The sequence below is a fragment of the Streptomyces sp. NPDC047061 genome (assembly GCF_040643955.1).
Taxonomy (GTDB): Bacteria; Actinomycetota; Actinomycetes; order Streptomycetales; family Streptomycetaceae; genus Streptomyces.
The window spans coordinates 1-20,771 of record NZ_JBEYVI010000024.1 but is presented as its reverse complement, the minus strand read 5'-3'; the positions used below and the strand labels follow the sequence as shown (position 1 = coordinate 20,771).

General features: G+C 72.1%; 14 protein-coding genes, 1 tRNA gene and 1 pseudogene. 12 read left to right on the top strand and 4 right to left on the bottom strand.

What is annotated here, in order from left to right; genetic code table 11:
• Positions 1 to 23 precede the first annotated feature (23 nt).
• From ABZ887_RS29565 to ABZ887_RS29555, 3 genes are read left to right on the top strand one after another with little or no spacing between them, the layout of a single operon-like run.
• Positions 24 to 866, top strand: a complete 843-nt coding sequence (locus ABZ887_RS29565) for a hypothetical protein (protein WP_361295510.1) — start codon at positions 24 to 26, stop codon at positions 864 to 866.
• Between the two features lie 21 nt (positions 867 to 887).
• Complete coding sequence (locus ABZ887_RS29560) at positions 888 to 1,478, top strand: hypothetical protein (protein WP_361295507.1); 591 nt, start codon at positions 888 to 890, stop codon at positions 1,476 to 1,478.
• A gap of 37 nt (positions 1,479 to 1,515) precedes the next feature.
• Positions 1,516 to 2,061 carry a GNAT family N-acetyltransferase gene (locus ABZ887_RS29555; protein WP_361295504.1) on the top strand — a complete coding sequence of 182 codons (546 nt, stop codon included), beginning with the start codon at positions 1,516 to 1,518 and terminating at the stop codon, positions 2,059 to 2,061.
• Here ABZ887_RS29555 and ABZ887_RS29550 read toward each other — a convergent pair.
• Complete coding sequence (locus tag ABZ887_RS29550) at positions 2,058 to 3,473, bottom strand: M1 family metallopeptidase (RefSeq protein WP_361295501.1); 1,416 nt, start codon at positions 3,471 to 3,473, stop codon at positions 2,058 to 2,060. The genes ABZ887_RS29555 and ABZ887_RS29550 overlap by 4 nt on opposite strands.
• Before the next feature lie 6 nt (positions 3,474 to 3,479).
• Between ABZ887_RS29550 and ABZ887_RS29545 the strand changes: the two genes are divergently transcribed.
• On the top strand, positions 3,480 to 3,980 hold the full coding sequence (locus tag ABZ887_RS29545) for a hypothetical protein (protein ID WP_361295498.1): 501 nt from the start codon (positions 3,480 to 3,482) through the stop codon (positions 3,978 to 3,980).
• A gap of 129 nt (positions 3,981 to 4,109) precedes the next feature.
• The gene (locus ABZ887_RS29540; protein WP_361295495.1) at positions 4,110 to 9,467 is read left to right on the top strand and encodes a hypothetical protein; all 5,358 of its coding nucleotides are present in this window, start codon (positions 4,110 to 4,112) and stop codon (positions 9,465 to 9,467) included.
• Positions 9,468 to 9,583: 116 nt separating this feature from the next.
• Here the strand turns inward: ABZ887_RS29540 and ABZ887_RS29535 are convergent, their stop codons facing one another.
• Positions 9,584 to 10,270 (bottom strand): pentapeptide repeat-containing protein, encoded by a 687-nt coding sequence (locus tag ABZ887_RS29535; protein ID WP_361295492.1) that lies wholly within the window; start codon positions 10,268 to 10,270, stop codon positions 9,584 to 9,586.
• 138 nt (positions 10,271 to 10,408) lie between these two features.
• Here ABZ887_RS29535 and ABZ887_RS29530 point away from each other — a divergent pair.
• The 4 genes and pseudogenes from ABZ887_RS29530 (at position 10,409) to ABZ887_RS29515 (ending at position 16,696) form a co-directional block, all read left to right on the top strand.
• A pseudogene (locus ABZ887_RS29530) lies at positions 10,409 to 10,980 on the top strand (zinc-binding dehydrogenase).
• Between the two features lie 263 nt (positions 10,981 to 11,243).
• Positions 11,244 to 11,900 (top strand): rhomboid-like protein, encoded by a 657-nt coding sequence (locus ABZ887_RS29525; RefSeq protein WP_361295489.1) that lies wholly within the window; start codon positions 11,244 to 11,246, stop codon positions 11,898 to 11,900.
• 9 nt (positions 11,901 to 11,909) lie between these two features.
• Entirely contained in the window at positions 11,910 to 13,328 is a 1,419-nt protein-coding gene (locus ABZ887_RS29520) for an FAD-dependent oxidoreductase (RefSeq protein WP_361295486.1), read from the top strand.
• Between the two features lie 119 nt (positions 13,329 to 13,447).
• Entirely contained in the window at positions 13,448 to 16,696 is a 3,249-nt protein-coding gene (locus ABZ887_RS29515; protein ID WP_361295483.1) for a pre-peptidase C-terminal domain-containing protein, read from the top strand.
• A 63-nt stretch (positions 16,697 to 16,759) separates the two neighbouring features.
• On the opposite strand, the gene ABZ887_RS29510 is transcribed toward ABZ887_RS29515, so the two are convergent.
• Complete coding sequence (locus ABZ887_RS29510; protein WP_361295480.1) at positions 16,760 to 17,371, bottom strand: hypothetical protein; 612 nt, start codon at positions 17,369 to 17,371, stop codon at positions 16,760 to 16,762.
• Positions 17,372 to 17,605: 234 nt separating this feature from the next.
• Positions 17,606 to 17,682, bottom strand: a tRNA-Thr gene (locus ABZ887_RS29505).
• A gap of 220 nt (positions 17,683 to 17,902) precedes the next feature.
• Here ABZ887_RS29505 and ugpC point away from each other — a divergent pair.
• The 3 genes from ugpC (at position 17,903) to ABZ887_RS29490 (ending at position 20,583) form a co-directional block, all read left to right on the top strand.
• Positions 17,903 to 19,039 (top strand): sn-glycerol-3-phosphate ABC transporter ATP-binding protein UgpC, encoded by a 1,137-nt coding sequence (gene ugpC, locus ABZ887_RS29500; RefSeq protein WP_361295477.1) that lies wholly within the window; start codon positions 17,903 to 17,905, stop codon positions 19,037 to 19,039.
• Between the two features lie 254 nt (positions 19,040 to 19,293).
• Positions 19,294 to 19,755, top strand: a complete 462-nt coding sequence (locus ABZ887_RS29495) for a hypothetical protein (RefSeq protein WP_361295474.1) — start codon at positions 19,294 to 19,296, stop codon at positions 19,753 to 19,755.
• Positions 19,756 to 19,851: 96 nt separating this feature from the next.
• Positions 19,852 to 20,583 (top strand): nucleotidyltransferase family protein, encoded by a 732-nt coding sequence (locus ABZ887_RS29490; RefSeq protein ID WP_361295471.1) that lies wholly within the window; start codon positions 19,852 to 19,854, stop codon positions 20,581 to 20,583.
• Positions 20,584 to 20,771 lie beyond the last annotated feature (188 nt).

Sequence of the window (20,771 nt, the reverse complement as noted above, 5' to 3'; positions counted from 1 at the left end):
GTGCTGCCCGCCTCCTGAACTCGTTGGGAACCGAGGAACGGGACGACGAGGAGATCGAAGCAGAACACAGAGCGAGCCGACTGGCGGCAGCACGTGAGTACGCACCGGACGCTCTGCTCGAAGAGGAACTCCAGCTGCGGCTGACCGGGCCGGACGCGGACGGCGGTGCTCTCCGCTTCCAGTGGGGCGACGCACTGCTCGAACCCATGGAGCACCTGGTCTCCGCCGCCGCAGGCACGCCGGTACAGCTGGAACTCACGGGCATCTCGGCAGGCAGCACCGTCGTACACGCCCGCCCCGTCATCACACCAGCCGAGTCAGCCCCTGGAGACGCTCTCGCGACGCCCCCCACGTCCGCTGCTTCCACGGGCCTCGGGACCCTCACCACACTGCTCGACGCGCTTGAGTCGCAACGCGACATCCGCGAGTGGGCGAAGCTCTTCGACGCGGTCGAAACGGTGTCCCGAGCTTTGAGCAGGTACGCGCTGGATCTGGGCGTGACCTGGTACGGCGCTGACGGCAGCCTGCGCCGCGCCCGCCTGACCGAGCAGGGCAGGAGCTACGTGAAACGGTTGCGGGAGACCAGGGATCGCGACCAGGAGATCACCATCTCCGGTCGCATCACCGAACTACGGGAAAGCGGCCTGGTGAAGGTCAAGACGGGTACAGCCAAGAACGCCCCCGCCTACGACGTCCGCTTCGAGGAACCTGACGAACTGCTGCGCATGCGTCCCGGGCTCGGCGACAACGTCCACTTCCGGGTCCGGTTCCGGCAGCAGCTGGACTCCATGGGCATCGCTCGGTCCACCGAGTACACCTATCTGGGACCAGCGGCGGAGCAGCCCCCACTTCCGCTTGAGCCCTGATCAGAGCGTCCGGAAAGCACCATGAATGCTGAGAGCGGCCCCGGGGACGCACTGATCCCACGCCCCGAACAGACCCCTGAAGCCCTGCGTTCGGCTCTCGCCGTCGTGGCGCCGGGCCTGCTGGAAAAGATGCAGACAACAAAGGACGAGGCTTTCGCCAAAGCCGTCGAGTGGCAGTCTCTGAGCCCGGTGCAGAGCTGGGTGCTGATCTGGGCCAAGGAGATCGAGATCGCCCGTCGGCGAGACCTGTCCGCTCGCTACGCCCAGGCTACGCAGGACCTGGAACACGAAGAGCCCGCCATCGCCCAAGAGGGCGAGGATGTCCTGCCGCAGGCGGTCGCGGCTCACACAGGCAAGCCGGATGTCGAGGACGAGGTCCAAGGCATCATGCGGCGCCCCGACGTGATGGTGATCTCCGAGGCGGACATGGAGACGGCGGGAACATTCGACCCCCGCACCGGCACCGGCGCCGTCCTCACCGACATCCACCCCACCCCCTACGGCCCGCGCTACGCGACCCGCAAGGACTTCGTCTACGGCGAGGACGTCACCATCGGCGAGTGGACCATCGCGACGGACGGCCTGCCCCGCTACCAGCCCTCGGGGCAGTAACAGTCCTGCGCCGAAGACGGCCGGATAGGTTGCCCGCATGATCCTCGCCCCCGTCCCCCTCACCCCCGACCGCGACATCCCGGCCCCGGTCCTCACCGAGCTCACCGCCCTGTACGCGTCCAACCGGGAGTTCCACGCCCTCAGCGGCGACTTCCCGGACCCGGACGACGTCCGGCCGGAGCAGGTGGCCGCCGGGTTGGCGGACGAGTTGGCGCATCCGGATGCGGAGGTGCTGCTCGCGCGGGCCGAGGGGCGGCTGGTCGGGGTGGTCGTCACGCTGGGCCGGCACCCGGATCCCGCCGACCCGGATCCGTGGATCGGGCTGCTGATGGTGGACGTGGGGGCGCAGGGGAAGGGGTACGGGCGACGGATCGCCGAGGGTGTCGAGGAGCGGTTCCGGGCGGCCGGCCGGGACGCCGTGCGGCTCGCCGTGCTGGAGAGCAACCCGAAGGGCCTCGCCTTCTGGACCGCCCTCGGGTACGAGGTGATCGGCCGTCGCCCTGATCTCGAACGCGGGCGGCCGTGTGCCGTGCTGCGCAAGGAACTGGGCAAGGAGCTGGGTACGGGCGGCGCGGGCGCCTAGGGTCGGGGCGGCTTGCCGTCGCCGTACAGCCAGTTCTTCCAGATGGTGGCGAAGTCCTTCCCGGGTGCCGCCTTCTCCACGTACGCGGTGAACTCGGCGGTGTCCGCGTTGCCGTGGCGGTGGGCGGCGGCCCAGCCCTGGACGATGTCGTAGAAGCGGTCGTCGCCGACGGTCCGGCGGATCTTCTGGAGGACCATGGCGCCGCGGTCGTAGACGGGCCGCTCGGAGATGTACGCGGCGCTCGGCGGTTTCGCCGGGGCGAAGCCCCAGAGGGTGGAGTCGTCGGTGGGGGTGGCGTAGAGCCTGTCGAAGGTCTCCTGGGCGGTGCGCCCGCCGTGGTCCTCGGCCCACAGCCACTCGGCGTAGGTCGCGAAGCCCTCGTTGAGCCACATGTCCCGCCAGGTCCTCGGGGTGACGGAGTCGCCGTACCACTGGTGGGCGAGTTCGTGGACGAGGGTGTCGGTGTCCGGGGCGCCGGGGAAGACGGGCCGGGTCTGGGTCTCCAGGGCGTACCCGAAGTCCTCGGGGCGGTCGACGATCGCGCCGGTGGACGAGAAGGGGTAGGGGCCGAAGTTGTAGGACTCCCACTCCATGATCTCGGGGAGCTTCGCCAGCACCGCCCGGCTCGCCTCCACCTGGGTGGGGTCGACGGCCGTGTACACCGGGAGGCCGTCGGAGAGGGTGGAGCGGGTGATCGTGTAGTGGCCGACGGCGACCGTGGCGACATAGCTCGCCATCGGCTCGGCGCTGTGCCAGGCGAAGGTCGTACGGCCGTTCTTCGTCGTCTCGCTCGTCAGCTCCCCGTTGGAGACGGCCTGGAGGCCCTTCGGGACGGTGACCGTGATGTCGTAGGCCGCCTTGTCGGAGGGGTGGTCGTTGCCGGGGAACCAGGCCATCGAGCCGACGGGTTCGCCGAGGCCGAGCGCGCCGTCGGCGGTGCGCAGCCAGCCCTCCTCGGAGCCGTCGGGGTCGGTGAGCTTCTGCGGGCGGCCCGAGTAGCGCACGGTCGTGCTGAAGGTCTCGCCCTCGGCCAGGTCGTCGTGCGGGCGGACGGTCAGCTCCTGGCCGGCGCGGTTCCAGCGGGCCTGCCTGCCCTCGACGGTGACGTCGTCGACGTGCAGGCCCTGCAGGTCGAGGTCGAAGGCGGTGAGGTCCTGGGTGGCGCGGGCGGTGATGACGGCGGTGCCGGTGAGGCGGCCGCCGTCCGGGTCGTAGGCGAGGGTGAGGCCGTAGTGGCCGACGTCGTAGCCGCCGTTGCCCGCCTTCGGGAAGTACGGGTCGCGGACGCCCGCGCCTCCCGGGGTGCCGTGGACCCCGCCGTCGCACGCGGCCAGCGCGAGGCAGAGCAGGGCGGACGGGAGGAGGAGCGGGGACCGGGGCACGCTCGTGATCGTAGGACGCCGTGACACCATCGGCATGTGCTCGACATCGGCTACGCCCTCTCCAACCGCTTCCCGGACCCTCCCCAGACGGACTACCGGCGGGTGGACGTCCACACCCTGCGTCACGACCTGTTCTGCGGGGACGTCTACCTCGCGGACACCAAGGCGGACCGGGAACTGTCCACAGCCTGGGGATGGGTGCCGGTGCTCGACTTCGCGTGGGCGCTGTGCGACATCGTGGAACGGGTGGACCGGGATCCGGCGGGGTCGCGGGCCGCCCGGCCCCAGCACGCGGAACTCGACTTCACCGAGTCCACCGACCGCATGCTCTTCGAGCGCCGCTTCGGCTGGGTGGACATCGAGGCGGACTGGATGCCGGCCGAGGAGCCGCCCCTCACCTTCTCCCACACCGAACTGCGCCGGGAGGCACGGGACTTCCTGCACGACCTGATCGCCGACCTCACCGACCTGCACGAGGACCTGGCCGACAACCCGGCGATCTGGACGCTCCAGGCCCGCTTCCCGAGGGTGTCGTAGCCCCCTGCCCGGCGGTTGAACGACCCACGGGTGTACGAGAGTTGACCGCCCGCCGAGGCGGAAGTGACAAGTGCGGCGGGAGTGGGCGGAAGGCGTTCCGGCTGTCCCGGCCGCTCATACGTTGATTCCGTGCGGACGCAGCGACAGGCAGGCGACAGCGGAAAAGACGCCTCTTCCGAGGCCTCCCGGACACCGGTCACCGCCGGTCCCGTCGACGCCGTGAGACCGGTCGGGCCCACGGAGCACGCGCTGCTCGCCCTCCAGGGCACCGCGGGGAACGCGGCCACCGCGCAGGCGCTGCGGGGTGCGAAGGGGAACGTGAAGGGGAGCGCAAGGGAGAGCGTGAAGGAGAGCGTGAAGGGGAAGGGCGTCGCGCGGCCGCCGGCGGTACGGAACCGGCCGGTGGCTCCGGTGGCCCCCATCGCCCCCATCACGGAGGAACACACCGCTCCCGGCCTGGTGCTGCCGCCGTACCTGATGGACTTCCAGGCCGCCGGGCTGTCCACGGCGTACGGGCTGACCGGGCACGAGTTCGTACGGAACGCGGTGGCCGCCGTCGTCGGGCACGGCGACGGCACGGTCGCCGACATCGCCGCCGAGCTCGCCGGCCGCCCCGAGTCGTTCTACGGGCAGGGCCGCGCCTTCACGGTCCAGGGCACGAAGGGCAAGGAGTCGTACGACGTCACCGTCACCCTCTCCCGCGCCCCCGACGACCGGCCGCCGGTCTTCCACCCCGAGGACCTGCTCGCCAACACCGTGCCCGACCCGGACGGGGCGCCGCTCGCCGCGCTGGACGACGCCGAGGGCAAGGACACCAAGGTCGACGTCCAGCACAACAGCGCCACCACCGTCGCGACCACCGCGAGCGGCGGGTCGAGCAAGGGCGCCGGCGGCATGGCCTTCGGCCTCGCGCCCGTCGTACCGGGGCTGTGGCTGGGCGGCGCCGGCCTGCTGAACGCACAGCCCTGGCAGTCCTCACGGGAGTCCCGCAGCCAGCGCAACGTGGCCGAACCGCGCGTGCTGCGCAGCGAGAAGGGCTCGGTCGAGGCGCCCCGCAAGGTGCGGTACGGCGTACGGGTCAAGAAGCAGGGTGCCCAGCACGCGGCACAGCCCGCGCAGACCTTCCACGGCTCGGGCACCCTCACCCAGCGCGTGCCCACCGAACACCTCGTCCCGGCCGGGACCGCGGCGCCCGCCGCCCCGCAGGCCGTCCAGCCGGACACCGCCCGGCGCGTCTCGCTCGCCGACTCCCTGGCCCCGGTCGCCGTCACCGACACCGCCGCCCCGCACCAGGGCGGCGGCGGGCTCTTCGACGCGGTCGCCTCCGTCCTGCATCCCTCGCTCACCGCACCCGGAGCCCCCGGCCGCAGCCGCCTCTACGAGGCCACCTCCACGGCGACCGTCCTGGAGGACATGCCCCGGCTGCTGCGCGACGGCGTCACCGGCGAGGACCTCGCCTCCAAGGACGGCAGCAGCGTCGGCAGCTACCGCCTGCACGCCGAGATCACCGGCATGTCCCCCGCCTGGGGCACCGGCGGCACCCAGCTGCGCACCCACCAGCAGACCCAGCACACGGTCACCGAGAGCGCGGGCAAGGGACGTGCCGTCACCGGCGGTCTGGGCCCGGCCATCGGCGTCGGCGCGGTCGGCAACGCCGCCGTGCTGCGGGGCACGGCCATGCCGGTCGCGGCGGCCCGCAAGGCGCGGTTCACGGTGGCCGAGCAGACCGTGACCAGCCGCCAGGGCGCGGAGGTCCGCGGCGACAAGGTGCTCTACCTCGCGACCGTCCGGTTGACGGCGGAGGGCACCGGGCCGCGCTCGGCCGAGATGATCCTGCGCCCCGGGACGCGGGTCGCCCGGCACTCGATGCGGGTGTGGATGAGCCTGCGGGCCGACGAGGCGCGCTCGCTCGGGCTGCCGCTGCCGCCGGGTACCGAGGCCGATGAGGATAAAAAGGACAAGAAAGATAAGAAAGACAAGAAGACCAAGGAGTTCATCGAGAAGCCGAAGCGGATCGACGAGAACGGCGACGAGACCGACGTCGAGCGGCACCTCCCCTTCGGCGCCATGGGCTCCAGCGTCACCCTCAGCCAGCTCGACACCAAACCCATGGTGCGGGCCGTACAGGAGCTGTTCGCGACCGATCCCCGGCTGGCCGGCTACCTGCCCGCCTTCGGTACGGACGCGGTGGCCTCGACGCCGGGCAAGGAGGAGGCCACACTCCAGCGGCGCAACCACCGCGAGCTGATGGCCGCCCTGTCCGAGACCAACCTGCGGGTCAACAAGGACCAGCTGACCACCACCGGCATCCGGGTGCGGCTGCGCCGCAAGACCACCCTGCACTCCCACGACGTGCAGCTCCGCGTCCGAGGGCAGCTCCGCGAGACCGGCTACCTCGGCGACACCGACGACTGGCTGGTCCGCAGCCACTCCGGTGTCACCGGCAACGCGCAGAGCGGACGCGGCAGTTCGCGCTCGATCGGCGGTCTCGCGCTCGCGCAGGCCAGGATCGTCCCCGGCATCCTCACCGGCTCGGCGCGCTACGAGCGGCACAGCTCCGGCACCCGCCGCAACCAGGCCGGCCCCACCACCCGCACGGACGTCCTCACCAACGGCTCCGAGAAGGCGAGCACCTTCGGGGCGGCCCTGCGCCTCGACGTCGACGTCACCATGACCTCCCGGCAGCGCAAGCTCGGCCGCGCCCTCACCCCCGGCTCCCCAGGCCAGGACGCGCCCGAGCCGAGGCAGCTGGCCGGGCTGCACCTGGACGAGCAGGACGTACGGCTCGTCACCCCCACCGAGTTCACCCTCGACGAGGAGGGCAAGCGGCGGCAGGACGCGGTGGGCGACCGGCGGCGGGCGCAGGCCGCGCGGCCCGAGCACGCCGTCACCGCCGAGGGCATCGGCGACCTGGCCACGCTCGTGCCCCGGCCGTCCGTCGGGCAGGCGCTGCGGGACTGGCAGCTGGTGGAGACGGTCGGCGACGGCCAGGCCGTCCGCGACCTCGCCTTCCAGCTGCTGTCCCGGGCCGCCGCCCGCAACAAGGGCGTCCGCGAGGATTCCGCGCTGCAGACGGAGGGGCTCGCGCCGCGGCTGGCGATCGAGGAGCGGTTCGGGCCGCAGGCCATCACGGCGTCGCTGCGGCAGGCCGCGTCCTCCGGGTGGGTGGTGAAGAACCTGCGCTATCCGCGCCGGCTCGCCGCCCTGAACGGGGCCGTGGGCACCCGGCTCACACTGACCAACCCGAGGTTCCTGCACCGGGGCGCGGGGCCCGGCACCGAGACCTTCGTGCTCGGCGGCCACCAGGCGGCCGGTCAGGAGGGGCAGGGCACCACCAGCACCTGGCAGTTCGGCGCCACCGGCTCGGAGAACGGTGCCGAGTGGCGCCTGGGCCAGGGCCTCTCCGGGAGCCGCACCGCCGGCGAGGGCGACTCCCGGTCCGCGGCCCTGTCCGGCACGGTCGAGCGCAACGCCCACACCCCGAAGAAGGCACCGCTCTACCTGGTCCAGTGCGACCTGCTCGTCACCATGGTCGCCGAGGTCAAGGTCACCGGCGGCGGCCCCTACGTGGCGACGGCCGCCCGCACCCTGCCGGCCGAGGCGGCGGTGTGGCTGACGGAGGCGCAGCTGCCGGCGCCGATCAGGCGCCGGCTGAAGCTCGACCCCGAGCCTGCCCTGATGTCCTCGCCCCGGCAGCCGGGACAGCGACCGGCGGAGAACTCCCGGGCGCCCGAGAGTCCCCGGACGGGCGAGAGCGCACGGGCGGCGGAGAGTTCCCGGACGGCCGAGAGCTCACGGGCGGCCGAGAGTTCCCGGGCGGGCGCCGAGCGCGAGGCCCGGGAGGGGAGCCGCGCCGCGGAGACGGCGACCGGGTCGACCACGGCCGCGCCGCCCCGCGCCACCGGCCCGTCCTTCGCCCGCGCGCTGCCCCTCGGCTTCGGCATGGTCGAGAACCTGCCGAACTTCGTGCCGCTGCTGGCCCGGCTCCGCACCCGCCTCGCGGAGAGCGGGCAGCAGGGTCTCGCCGACGACCTGCTGCCCCGGCGGCAGCTGGCGGACCGCAACGACAACGTGCAGCGACTGCTGCGCGTCCTGGACCGCGACGGCAGCGCGGGACTGCTGTCCGGCGCGATGGACGGCGGGGTCACCGTCGAGCTGTTCGACGGCCGCAGAACTCCGTACTGGGCGGTGTTCAAGGTCAACCGGCTGGGCGACGGCGCCTACGACGGCGCGGCGGACGACGGCCGGGACATGGAGTACATCACCGCGGCCGTGGCCCAACAGGCCGCCTCCCACGACGAGGGCGTGACGACCGGCGTGGAGGGGATCCTCGCCGGCTCCGGCAAACCGGACGGCGGGGTCGGGCAGCTGAAGAGCACGGGCGGTGGGGCGGGCCTCGGCGTCGGCTCGGGCGGCTCGCGGCGCTCCGGGACGGCGAGCCGCGGCCAGCTCGGCATGAAGACGGTCGCGGAGGCGAAGACCGCGAAGTCGTCGAAGGTACGGGTGCCGATCGAGGCGACCCTCGAACTGCACCGGGGCGACCGCCGGATCGCGCTGGTCTCGCTGGGCCGCCAGGCACTGACCCACCGCGTCCTGGACCAGGACCTGGCCGCCCTCGCCCGGCTGACCGCGCCCCGCCGGCGGCCGGTGGCTCCGGCTCCCGGTCCCGGGGACGACCGCCCGGCCGCGCTCGGCAGCTGGCGCTCCGGCGGTGTGCGGCTGCCGATGGAGGCACAGGTGAACGGTTTCCAAGGGGCCCCGCAGGTACGGGAGCTGGTCGGCTCCGCGGTCCGGGAGGCGGGCGGCGGCGACCGCTTCCGGGCCAAGGGCCAGGCCGCCGCGTACACCCTGCAGGAGGCCGTCTCCACCGAGTGGCTGATCGCGGCGCTGCCGCTGCTGACCTCGGCCGGGGCGGAGCTGCCGCCGGTGCACGCCACCGGGGCGGAGGGCCAGGACCTGCGGGCGTCCCTGCACGCGCGGCTGCGGGACGGGCGGGTGCTGGGCGTCGGCGACAAGATGACCTTCGAGACGGTGGGTCAGAGCCACCTGGACGCGCCCCGGCCCACCCAGACGGACGGTCTGAGCTCCGCCGACCACGGCAGGTCGACACGCGGGCTGGCGGGCGCGGGGCTGCTCAACGCCGACGAGTTCCGCCTGAACCAGCTGATGGGCAACGCCGGCGGCTCGGGCGGCGCGGCCGACGCGGCGGTGAACGCGTCGGGTTCGATGCCGCTGCACAAGCCCAAGTCCGCGTCGGTGCTGGTGCAGTTCACACTGGACGTGCGGGTGGTGGCGAGGGTGACCAACCGGGTGCGGTCGGGCCGTACCGGCACCGCCGTGCGGGAGCTGACCCTGCCGCGGCCGGTGGTGATCCGGATGCCGGAGCCGGTGGTCCGCCGCGTGCTTGCTGCGCAGCCGGACCGGCTCCAGGATCCGGACGACCATCTGGGCGTGCGGAAGGCGGCCGCGGCCACGCCCCAGGATTGAGGGTTTCGGCCGGTTCGCGGGTGCGGGTCGGTGGGGGCTGGTCGCGCCCACGCGGCGGCAGCCGCACATCGACACGGCCCCGCGCCCCTTGCGGGGCACGCTGTCGTCGGGGTTGGTCAATCCTCCACGCGGATTCCCAGCTGGGCCGCCAGCACCGGGGCCAGGTCCAGTAGTTGGGACGTGCTGATCACGGCCCCGGACAGGCGCTCCACACCGCTCGCGATGCCCAGTTCCGCAGCGCCCCGCAGGTCGACGTCCTTCATCGTCACCCCTCTGAAGTCCGCCGCCTTCAGGGTGCAGCCGGTGAACTCGACCCGCTCCAGGACCGCGTCGCCGAAGTCCGGTTCGACCAGCACGCACCCCTCGAAGACCACGTCTCTCAGCCTGGCCGTGCGCAGGTTGAGGTAGTCGATCTTGCCGCCGCGGATCACCACACGCTCCAGGACGGCACCGTGCAGCTGGGTGCCGCCCAGCCGGGCGTCGACCAGCTCGACGTCGCGCAGGGTCGCATCGGCCAGGTCGGTGCCGACTCCTCTCGCCCCCGTGAGGACCGTGTCCAGCAGGCGCGCGTGCCGCAGTCCCGTCTCGTCGAAGGCGCAGTCCCGCAGCGCGCAGTCCATGAACCGGGCGCCCGCCCCGTCCTGCCCGACGAAGTCCGCCTCCCGGAACTCCAGCCCGTCGTAGTCCCCGTCCGGCTCCAGCTCACCACCGCCCCAGGGCTCCAGCTCGGGCAGCCGCACCTCCGGCCGCCGCGCACTCTTCACCCTGCCTCCGCCGGCCCCACCGGCCGCTGTCCTCGCCATGCCCCCATAGTGCAGGCCCCCACTGACAATCCCCGCGGCCCGGGCGGGCGGGGAGAGCGGCCCGTCCTTGACCTCAAGTGCGCTTGAGGGCGAAGAGTCGGGGCGTCGGTCGCGTCAGCCATCGCCCGGGGAGTCCCTGTGCACGCCATCGTTCTGCATGCCTTCGGCCCTGCCGAGAACCTCGTCCACGAGAAGGTGCCGGACCCCGTGCCGGGTCCGGGCCAGGTGCGGATCGCCGTCGCCGCGGCCGGTGTCCATCTGCTCGACACCTCGCTGCGCCAGGGCCACCAGGGCCCGGCGCCCCGGCCGACCGTGCTGCCGACGATCCCGGCTGGCCCGCCGAGGTGCGCGCCCGCTCCGGACCGGTCACCGTCGTCCTCGACGGCGTCGGCAGCGAGGTCGCCCGGGAGGCCGTCGCGCTGCTCGGCGAGGGCGGCCGGCACCTCGTCTTCGGCTGGTCGGCGGAGGGGATCGCGCGCGGCGGCGGCCACTTCGTGGAGGGGGTGTCCGAGTCCTTGCTCGGCCCCGCGATGCTCCGCCGGACCGGCGGCCCCGACCCGCTCCGCACCCTCGAACTCCGCGCCCTCGCGGAAGCCGCCCACGGCCGCCTGCGGCCGGCTCTGACCCGCTTCCCGCTGGCCGAGGCGGCGACCGCACACCGTGCCCTGGAGACCCGGGCGACCATCGGAAAGGTGATCCTGGAACCGTGACCGGGAGCGGAGCGGCCGTGCCGTGAAGGGCCGCCGGGGTGCCGGTGCGATGCGGAGTGCGGGTCGTGGTGGGTTGCTCGCGCAGTTCCCCGCGCCCCTAAAAGCAACGACGCGCACGCCAACCTAGGGGGCGCGGGGAACTGCGCGACCAGCCACGACGGCGCCGCAGCCGCCCGACCGCGCAGCCCCCGCCCCCTCGGGCGATCGGATCATCCGGAATGTCACTCACCCACCCGGCGCTACGACCGTGCGTGAATCGCCTCATGGGATTTTTCCGGGGCCTCGGCAACAGGGTGTGGGCGTGTGTCCGCAGCGCCCCCGGCACGTACGTCTGGCTGGCGATTCTCTTCGTGACGACCGTCGCGCTGCACCACATGTCACCGGAGTTCGAGCAGCAGTTCCTGCGGCAGCGGTCCACCAACATCCGTGAGCTGTCGGACAACCCGGTGCGGGTGCTGGTCGCCAGCGCGATGTGGATCGACGGCGGGCACTGGGTGCCGTACGCCTTCCTCTACACCGTCTTCCACGCGCCGGCGGAACGCTGGCTGGGGACGGTCCGCTGGCTGGCGGTGTGCGTGGTCGCGCACGTCCTGGCCACCCTGATCAGCGAGGGCGCGCTGCTGAAGGGGATCCACGACGGCATCGCCCCGCACTCCGCGGTCAACACCCTGGACATCGGGGTGAGTTACGCGCTGGCCGGGGTGATCGCGGTGCTCACGTACCGGATCGTGGCGCCCTGGCGGTATCCGTACCTCGCGGCCGTCCTCCTCGTCTACGGACTGCCGCTGACCGAGTCGCCGACCTTCACCGACCTGGGACACTTCGTCGCCGCGCTGATCGGTCTCGGCTGCTATCCGCTGGTCAGAGGGCGTGGAAAAGCATGGAATCCGAAGGAGACACTGGCCGCGCTCAAGGGTTAACGTCCGCACATGAGCAGTTCGGCAAGCAGGTCGGCAGGCAGCGTCGTCAACGGCGGCATCTCCTTCTGGTACGCGGACGACGGCCTCCCGGCGGTACGGGAGCCGCTCGCCGGGGACACCTCGGCGGACGTGGTGATCGTGGGCGGCGGCTACACCGGCCTGTGGACCGCGTACTACCTGAAGAAGGCCGCCCCCTTCCTCCGGGTCACCGTCCTGGAGCAGAAGTTCTGCGGCTACGGCGCCTCCGGCCGCAACGGCGGCTGGCTCTACAACGGCATCGCCGGCCGCGACCGGTACGCCGCGCTGCACGGCCAGGAGGCCGCCGTACGGCTGCAGAAGGCCATGAACGAGACCGTCGACGAGGTTGTGGCGGTCGCCGCGGCCGAGGGGATCGACGCCGACCTGCACAAGGGCGGGGTGCTGGAGGTCGCCACCACCCCGGCCCAGCTGGCCCGGCTGAAGGCCTTCCACGAGCACGAGCTGTCGTACGGCGAGAAGGACCGTGAGCTGTACGGCGCCGGGGAGACCCGGGAGCGGATCCGCGTCGCCGACGCGGTGGGCGGCACCTGGACCCCGCACGGCGCCCGCCTCCACCCGGTGAAGCTGGTGAAGGGCCTGGTGGCGGCCGTGGAGGCACTCGGCGTGGACATCCACGAGTCCACCCCGGTGACCGAGATCCGGCCCCGGCACGCCGTCACCCCGTACGGCACGGTCAGCGCCCCGTACATCCTGCGCTGCACCGAGGGCTTCACCGCGAACCTCAGGGGCCAGAAGCGCACCTGGCTGCCGATGAACTCCTCGATGATCGCCACCGAGCCGCTGACGGCGGAGCAGTGGGCGTCGGTCGGCTGGGAGGGCCGGGAGACGCTGGGCGACATGGCGCACGCGTACATGTACGCGCAGCGCACGGCCGACGGGCGGATCGCGCTCGGCGGGCGCGGGGTGCCGTACCGATTCGGCTCGCGGACGGACAACGACGGCCGCACGCAGGACGCGACGATCGAGGCGCTGCGGGAGATCCTCGTGCGGTTCTTCCCCTCCCTGGCGGGTGTCGCGGTCGAGCACGCCTGGTCGGGGGTGCTCGGGGTGCCGCGGGACTGGTGCGCGACCGTCACCCTGGACCGTACGACGGGGCTCGGCTGGGCGGGCGGCTACGTCGGCTCCGGGGTCGCCACCACCAACCTCGCGGCCCGCACCCTCCGCGACCTCGTCCGGCTCGACTCCGGCCAGGCCGGCCGCACCGCCCTGACCGAACTCCCCTGGGTGAACCACAAGGTCCGCAAGTGGGAGCCGGAGCCCTTCCGCTGGCTCGGCGTCCAGGGCATGTACGCCACCTACCGCGCCGCCGACCAGCGCGAACGGCTCCACCCGAGCACCGAGTCGTCCCGCCTGGCCCGGCTCGCGGACCGGGTGGCGGGACGGCACTGACCCACCGCACCGCCCCTCCGGACACGGGCGCCCCGGGAAACCCGTTGAGGCTGTGTCACACCTGTGTGCGACCATCGCCCCAACATCCGTATTCCAGGGGGGAATTGATGGTGCACCCCGTGCCCGGCACCGATTTCGGCACGACGGCGAGAACCTGGCGGCTCACCGCCGTGACGGTCCTCGTCGTACCCCTGCTCGCCTCGCTGTTCACCCTCACCGGCGCCGGTTCCGCCCGCGCCGACGACCCGGTGTGCGCGCCGCTCGCCCTCGCGTCCTTCGGCGACCCGGGGGACGCCGTCGGCAGGGCGACCGTCCCGGCCCGCGAGAGCGCCTGCTTCACCGTGACCGTCCCGGCGGCGGGCCGCTACCTGGTGTCGCTGGACGACAGCCACAACAACGCGTACACGCAGATGTCCGCCGCGGACGGCACCCAGGTGGACTGCTACGACGAGCAGTCCTCCGAGCAGGGCCGCTGCCAGGTGCCCGCGGCCGGCACCTACACCGTCACGGTCGTCAACAGCGGCTGGGGGGACCCGGAGGACGCCCAGGTCACCGTCGTCCCGCTCGGGTCGGACACGTCGGGCTGCTTCGACTCCGTCGGCACCGGCTGGGACCTGCCCACGACCGCCCGGACCTCGGTGAGCCCGCTGGAGGTCGACTGCCAGGCCTTCCAGGGCACCCCCGGCGAACGCGTCCTGCTCTCCCGGGGCACCAAGGCCTACGGCGACGTGGTCGCCTGGATCACCGACGCGAGCGGGGCCCGTATCTGCCCGCGGATCACCGAGGACGACGAGGACACCCTCAGCTGCGTACTGCCCGGCGACGGCCCCTACCGGGTGCTCTCCCAGGTGCCCAGCGCTGACTTCCCCGCCACGTACACGGTCAAGGTGCGCTCGCTGTCCGACCCGCAGGGCTGCCGGACCGCGTCCGTACGCCCCTTCGGGAAGCTCACGGGCCTGGACTTCGGCGCCGACCCCTGCTTCACCTTCACCGTCGGCAAGGCGGCCGCCCTCCTGGTCCACGCGGTCGACGACGACTCCTCGGACCCCGCCCTGGTGTTCGACGCGGCCGGGAAGATCGCCTGCCGGGAGACCGACCCCTGCCGGCTGCCCGGCGCGGGCACCTACACCGCCGTCCTCGACGAGTCGTACGCCTTCGCGGAGGTCCACGACGACCTCGTCGTCCTCGACCGCGCCTCCGACTCCGGGTGCGTGACGGTCGGAACCGGCGTGTACCAGGGCCAGTTGAGCACGCCGGGCCAGTACGACTGCCTGACGCTGGACGTCCCGCAGGGCGCCCGGATCGCCGCGCTCACCCCGCTCGCCGCCTCCGGTGTCGACACCGACGTGCAGGTCCTCGACGCCGCCGGCACCGCGCAGTGCACCGCGACGGAACTGGCGAACGGCAACTGCGCACTGACCGGCACGGCCCCCTACCGGGCGCTGGTGCACACCGAGGACTCCGGAGCGGACGCGGTCGGCCCGTACACGATCGTCTTCCACCGCACCGACGCGGCCGGCGACTGCCCCGTGCTGCCCGCCGGCAGCTTCACCGCCGACGGTGCGAACGCCGCGTTCGCCACCGGCGACGGCGTCTTCTCCCGGTGCCTGACCATCCCCGCCGACGCCCACACCGGCGCCGAGGTCTTCCAGTTGATCGCCACCTCCGGCGGCGTAGCCGCACAGTTCTCGGTGCTGGACTCCACCGGCAAGCAGGTCTGCAACCGCTCCGCCACCACCAACGGCTGGACGGTGTGCGGGCTCACCCCGGGCCTGGCCCACACCGTGCTGGTCACCGGCCGGGACCAGACCGCCGGCTACACGCTGACCCGACGCGACGTCAGCGCGAGCGCCTCCGCCGCGGGCTGTGCGAAGACCGCGGCGGCCACGGTCGGCGGCCCGTCCCTGACCGGCGCGTACGGCGAACCCGGCACCCTGAACTGCCACCAGATCACCACCGACGCCGCAAGCGACGTCCTCCACGTCAACGTGCGGGACGCGCTGGGCACGGCGAACATCGCGGTGATCGGCGGCGACGGAAAGACCGAGTGCTCGTACCGCAACAGCGCCTGCGCGGTCACGGGTTCCACCACCCACCAGGTCCTGGTGCAGACCCCGGTCTCGCTGAAGGCCGCACCCGAGTACCACCTGGACGCCCTGCGCATCGCGACCGCCGACGGCCCCGCGCCCGAGTGCACCAGGGTCCCGTCGGTGTCGTACGGCTACGGCCCGGTCACCGGCACCCTCGACGAGGCGCACAGCGCCGTCTGCGCGGTCCTGCCGACCGCCGGCTACGACCGCTTCTCGGCCGACATCAAGGACACCACCGGCGCGACCGCGACGGCCGTACCGGCCCTGTACACCCCGGCGTCCTGGCGCAACGGCTGCACCTACTACATCGGCTCGAACGGCGCGGGCTACGACTGCGCCGCACTCGGCTCGTCCTCGGGGGCCACCCCGACGGTGTTCGTGCTCGGCCTGCCCGAGACCGCGTCCAGCACCGCCTACAGCGCCCGGCTGGCCTGCTCGTCGACCCTCTGCGGCACCGACAAGGAGAGCGTCACGGGGATCGGCCCGGCCACCGGCGTCAGCGGCACGAAGGTCAAGGTCACCGTCACCGGCACGGCCCTCGGCCCCAACACGGAGGTGCGGCTGAGCCTGTCCGGCAAGACCGTCTCGGCCAAGGCCGACTCGGTCGCCGCCGACAACCGCTCCGTGACCGCGACCCTGGACCTGACCGGCGTGGCGGCCGGCACCTGGAACGTCAGCGTGTTCACCACGTGCTGCGAGTACCCGCGCGGCGCCTTCACGGTGACCCAGCCCCAGCTGACCAGCACGGCCGACCCGAAGATCACCGGCACGGCCAAGGTCGGCGCCAGGCTCACGGCCACCACCGGCGGCTGGTCGACCGCCCCCGCGTCCTACACGTACCAGTGGAAGGCCGACGGCAAGGCGATATCCGGCGCGACCGCCTCGACGTACACCGTCCCGGCGGCCCTGCTCGGCAAGAAGCTCACCGTGACCGTGACGGCCGCGAAGAGCGGCTGGCAGAGCGGGTCGGCGACCTCGGGCGCGGTGACGGTCGCGAAGGGGGACGCGCCGAAGGCGACCAAGGCACCGACGGTCAGCGGCACCGCCAAGGTCGGCAGGAAGCTGACGGCGGCGCACGGCACCTGGAGCCCGGCGCCGACGTCGTACACGTACCAGTGGTACGCGAACGGCAAGGCGGTCAGCGGCGCCACCCGGTCCACGCTGACCCTGAAGGCGGCCCAGAAGGGCAAGAAGATCACCGTGAAGGTCACGGCCCACCGCACGGGCCACAAGGACGGCACGGCAACCAGCAGTGCGACGCGGACGGTCACCGCCTGAACGACGGAAGAGCCCCCGGGCCGGCTCCGCGCCAGCCCGGGGGCTCACTGTCTTCCCTGCCGCCTAGTCCCAGGTCCACGGCTGGCTGATCCAGTCACCCAGGAACTTCTCGCCGTCCCCGTCGTCGGCCACGTCTCCCTGGGCCGACATGGAAATGACGAAGGAACTTCCCTTGCGGCCTACCATCCAAGGGCCGCTGCAGCCTTGCACATAGGCGGACCGGTTCATACGGCTGGCATACCGGTTCTGGAATTGGCAACGCCCGGTCCTGGTCGCCCCCGCCCCTTCCTTCCACCCGCCGTCGATGATCACGTTCTTGAATGCCAGGCTCGGGTTCTTCAACGCGCGTCCGGCCGGACAGGAAATCCCGCCGGACGGTGGAAGCCCGACACTCAAAGTGCAGTCGGACGGCCAGTCGACCCGGAACTCCCACCGCCCGCGCACCTTCCAGGCCCCGTTGACCTTGGTCGTCGTCCACTCCAGGCAGACACGTTCGGACACCCTGGCCCACTGCGTCCGCGTCTGCCAGACCTTGCTGTTCGTGTAGTCGGAGCACGACGTCTGCGTCACGGGCTCGGCGGCCGAGGCCGACGTACCGATGACCGAAACACCCAGCAGGCCGAGCGAGGCCGCTAAAGCCAGCCTCTGGACAGGCTTTCGATCTCTTTTCGACATTATCCCCCCTTGCGTTTTCACCTACGGCATATTTCGCGCACCGAGGTGAACCCCAGAATGCCCATCATGATGCAGCACACATTCGCCGCGGAGAACGAATTACGTCGAAAAGATCCGGCCGGCGAAGGAGAATACGTCGATCCGCGGAGCGCGCGAGAGCGCGCGAAGAAGGCGCGAACGGCACCTGCGCACGCCAGGGCAGACGGCACTCCGACGGCCTGCCGGCATCGATGGTGGAGCCCCCTGTCGGATTCGAACCGACGACCTACGCATTACAAGTGCGTTGCTCTGGCCAGCTGAGCTAAGGAGGCCTGCACGTGGGTGTGGTGGTCACGCGCCTGTGCAGTGTACCCAGGTCCCGGACGGCGCCTGTCGAAAATTTCCGCGAAGTTCACACGCCTCCAGGTACTGACATACGGGGTGAACGCCAGGTACCGTCCAGAGCCAGTTCACTCGCGTGGACTACACCAACCACCTTCCTACAACGGATCGTCCGGCACGTTCCTGCCGGTAGAAGGGGGCCTCTGAGCCATGGCCACTGTCACGTTCGACAAGGCGACCCGGATCTACCCGGGTTCCACCAAGCCCGCCGTCGACGGCCTCGACATCGCGATCGAGGACGGCGAGTTCCTCGTCCTGGTCGGCCCGTCGGGCTGCGGCAAGTCCACCTCGCTCCGGATGCTCGCGGGGCTTGAGGACGTCAACGGCGGCGCCATCCGCATCGGCGACCGCGACGTCACGCACCTGCCGCCGAAGGACCGGGACATCGCCATGGTGTTCCAGAACTACGCCCTCTACCCGCACATGTCGGTCGCCGACAACATGGGCTTCGCGCTCAAGATCGCCGGCGTCAACAAGGCGGAGATCCGGCAGAAGGTCGAGGAGGCCGCGAAGATCCTCGACCTGACCGAATACCTGGACCGGAAGCCGAAGGCCCTGTCCGGTGGTCAGCGTCAGCGTGTCGCGATGGGCCGCGCCATCGTGCGTGAGCCGCAGGTCTTCCTCATGGACGAGCCGCTGTCCAACCTGGACGCCAAGCTCCGTGTCTCGACCCGTACGCAGATCGCGTCGCTGCAGCGCCGCCTCGGCATCACCACCGTCTACGTCACCCACGACCAGGTCGAGGCCATGACGATGGGCGACCGGGTCGCGGTCCTCAAGGACGGTCTGCTCCAGCAGGTCGACTCCCCCCGGAACATGTACGACCGTCCCGCCAACCTCTTCGTCGCCGGCTTCATCGGCTCCCCCGCCATGAACCTGGTCGAGGTCCCGATCGCCGACGGCGGCGTGAAGTTCGGCAACAGCGTGGTGCCGGTGAACCGGGAGGCCCTGCAGGCCGCCGCGGACAAGGGCGACCGTACGGTCACCGTCGGCGTCCGCCCCGAGCACTTCGACGTCGTCGAGCACAACGGCGAGGCCGCCGCCTCCCTGTCCAAGGACACCGAGGACGCCCCGGCCGGTCTCGCGGTCTCCGTGAACGTCGTCGAGGAGCTCGGCGCCGACGGCTACGTCTACGGCAGCGCCAAGGTCGGCGACGACCTCAAGGACCTGGTCGTCCGCGTCAGCGGCCGCGCGGTCCCGGAGAAGGGCGCCACGCTGCACGTCGTGCCGCGGCCGGGCGAGATCCACGTGTTCTCGACGTCCACGGGCGAGCGTCTCTCCGACTGACCCCGCGACCGGCACCCGCCCCGCCGGGGGCGCGTCACGGAAACAAACCTCTGACCAGGGTGAATTCACCCAGGTTGACGGAAAGGGCCCCGCAGCCTGCTGCGGGGCCCTTTCCGTTGCCCCGATCTACCCCGGCAACCGGGTGGTTTTCGAGCAGTGTGCGTCAACCCCGTACCCGAAACACGGCACTTCTCCATCCCCCGAACCGGTGACTAAATGTCGCCAAATCATTACCGCACGCTACCCTCACACGCGTGAAGCACTCCACCACCCCTCAGACGCGACGCGGCCACCGGGGCGGCCCTGCCCGCCGGATCGGCCGCACCCTCGCCCTTGTCCTGCCCGTCGTCCTGGTGCTCTCCGGGACCCTCGCGGTCACCCGCGTCAACTGGACCGGATCCCCGCGGAGCTCGGTGCTCACCGCGACCGACGTGACCGACGCGCGCGTCTCCTCCAAGGCCGTCGCCGAGGCCCCGCAGGACGTCCTGCGCGACCAGCTGATGACCGAGCTCCAGGACCGGAACCCGGGCCAGGTCCTGACCCACCTCCAGCAGGCGGTCAACGGCCACCCGTCGCTGGCCCAGCACTGCACGTCCATCGCCCGCGCGCTGGGCCGGGCCGCGGTGCGGATCTACGGCGCCTCGCGCGCCCAGTCGTACGCCCGCCCGGTCTGCGACACCTCCTTCGCGTCCGGCGTGCTGGCCGCGCACAGCTAGGGGAGGTCCTAACGCCCGTTGGGAAGTGGGTAACGGCTCCTTAAGGGGCCGCCCGCGGCCGGAAGCCGACCCCGGGGCGCGTCGTACAGTTCGGGCATGACCCATCCGAACGCCGCGCTGCGCCCCACTCAAGCCGTGGTCCTGGCCGGTGGCCAGGGCTCACGGCTTCGTCCGTACACCGACGACCGGCCCAAGCCGATGGTCGAGATCCCGGGTACGGGCACGCCGATCATCGGCCACCAGCTGACCTGGCTCGCCGAGGAGGGCGTCACCGACGTGGTGATCTCCTGCGGCCACCTCGCCGAAGTCCTGCAGAAGTGGCTGGCGGAGGCCGACCTGCCGCTCTCCGTCACCACGGTGGTGGAGACCGAGCCGCTGGGCCGGGGCGGCGGCCTCAAGTACGCGGCCGCGCATCTCCCCCACAGCGACCGGCCCTGGTACGCCACGAACGGCGACATCTGGACGCGGTTCTCGCTGCGCGACATGGCCGACTTCCACACGGAGCGGGACGCGGTGGCGACGCTGGCGCTGGCGCGGCCGCGGATCCCCTGGGGCGCCGTGCAGACCGACGGCTTCGGGCACATCACCGACTTCATCGAGGCGCCGCCGTCGACGTTCGAGATCAACGCCGGTGTCTACGTCTTCTCCCCGGAGTTCGCCGACATGCTGCCCGAGCGCGGGGACCACGAGCGGACCACCTTCCCCCACCTCGCCCGGAGCCGGCGGCTGGCCGGGTTCCCGATTCCCCAGGGGGCGTACTGGCGCGCGATCGACACGGCGAAGGACCTGACGGAGGCGGCGAAGGAACTGGCCGCGCTGGGGAGGTAGGCCGAGGGGGGTGGTGGCGGCCGGTTCGTCGGCTGCGGACGGGTGGGGGCTGGTCGCGCAGTTCCCCGCGCCCCTATGGGGGGCTAAGCGCCGTCGTCCACTGCGGGTCCGTCGTGGCTTGGCGCGCAGTTCCCCGCGCCCCTTACGGGGCGCTGCCGAACCGCTCCTGTAAGGGGCGCGGGGAACTG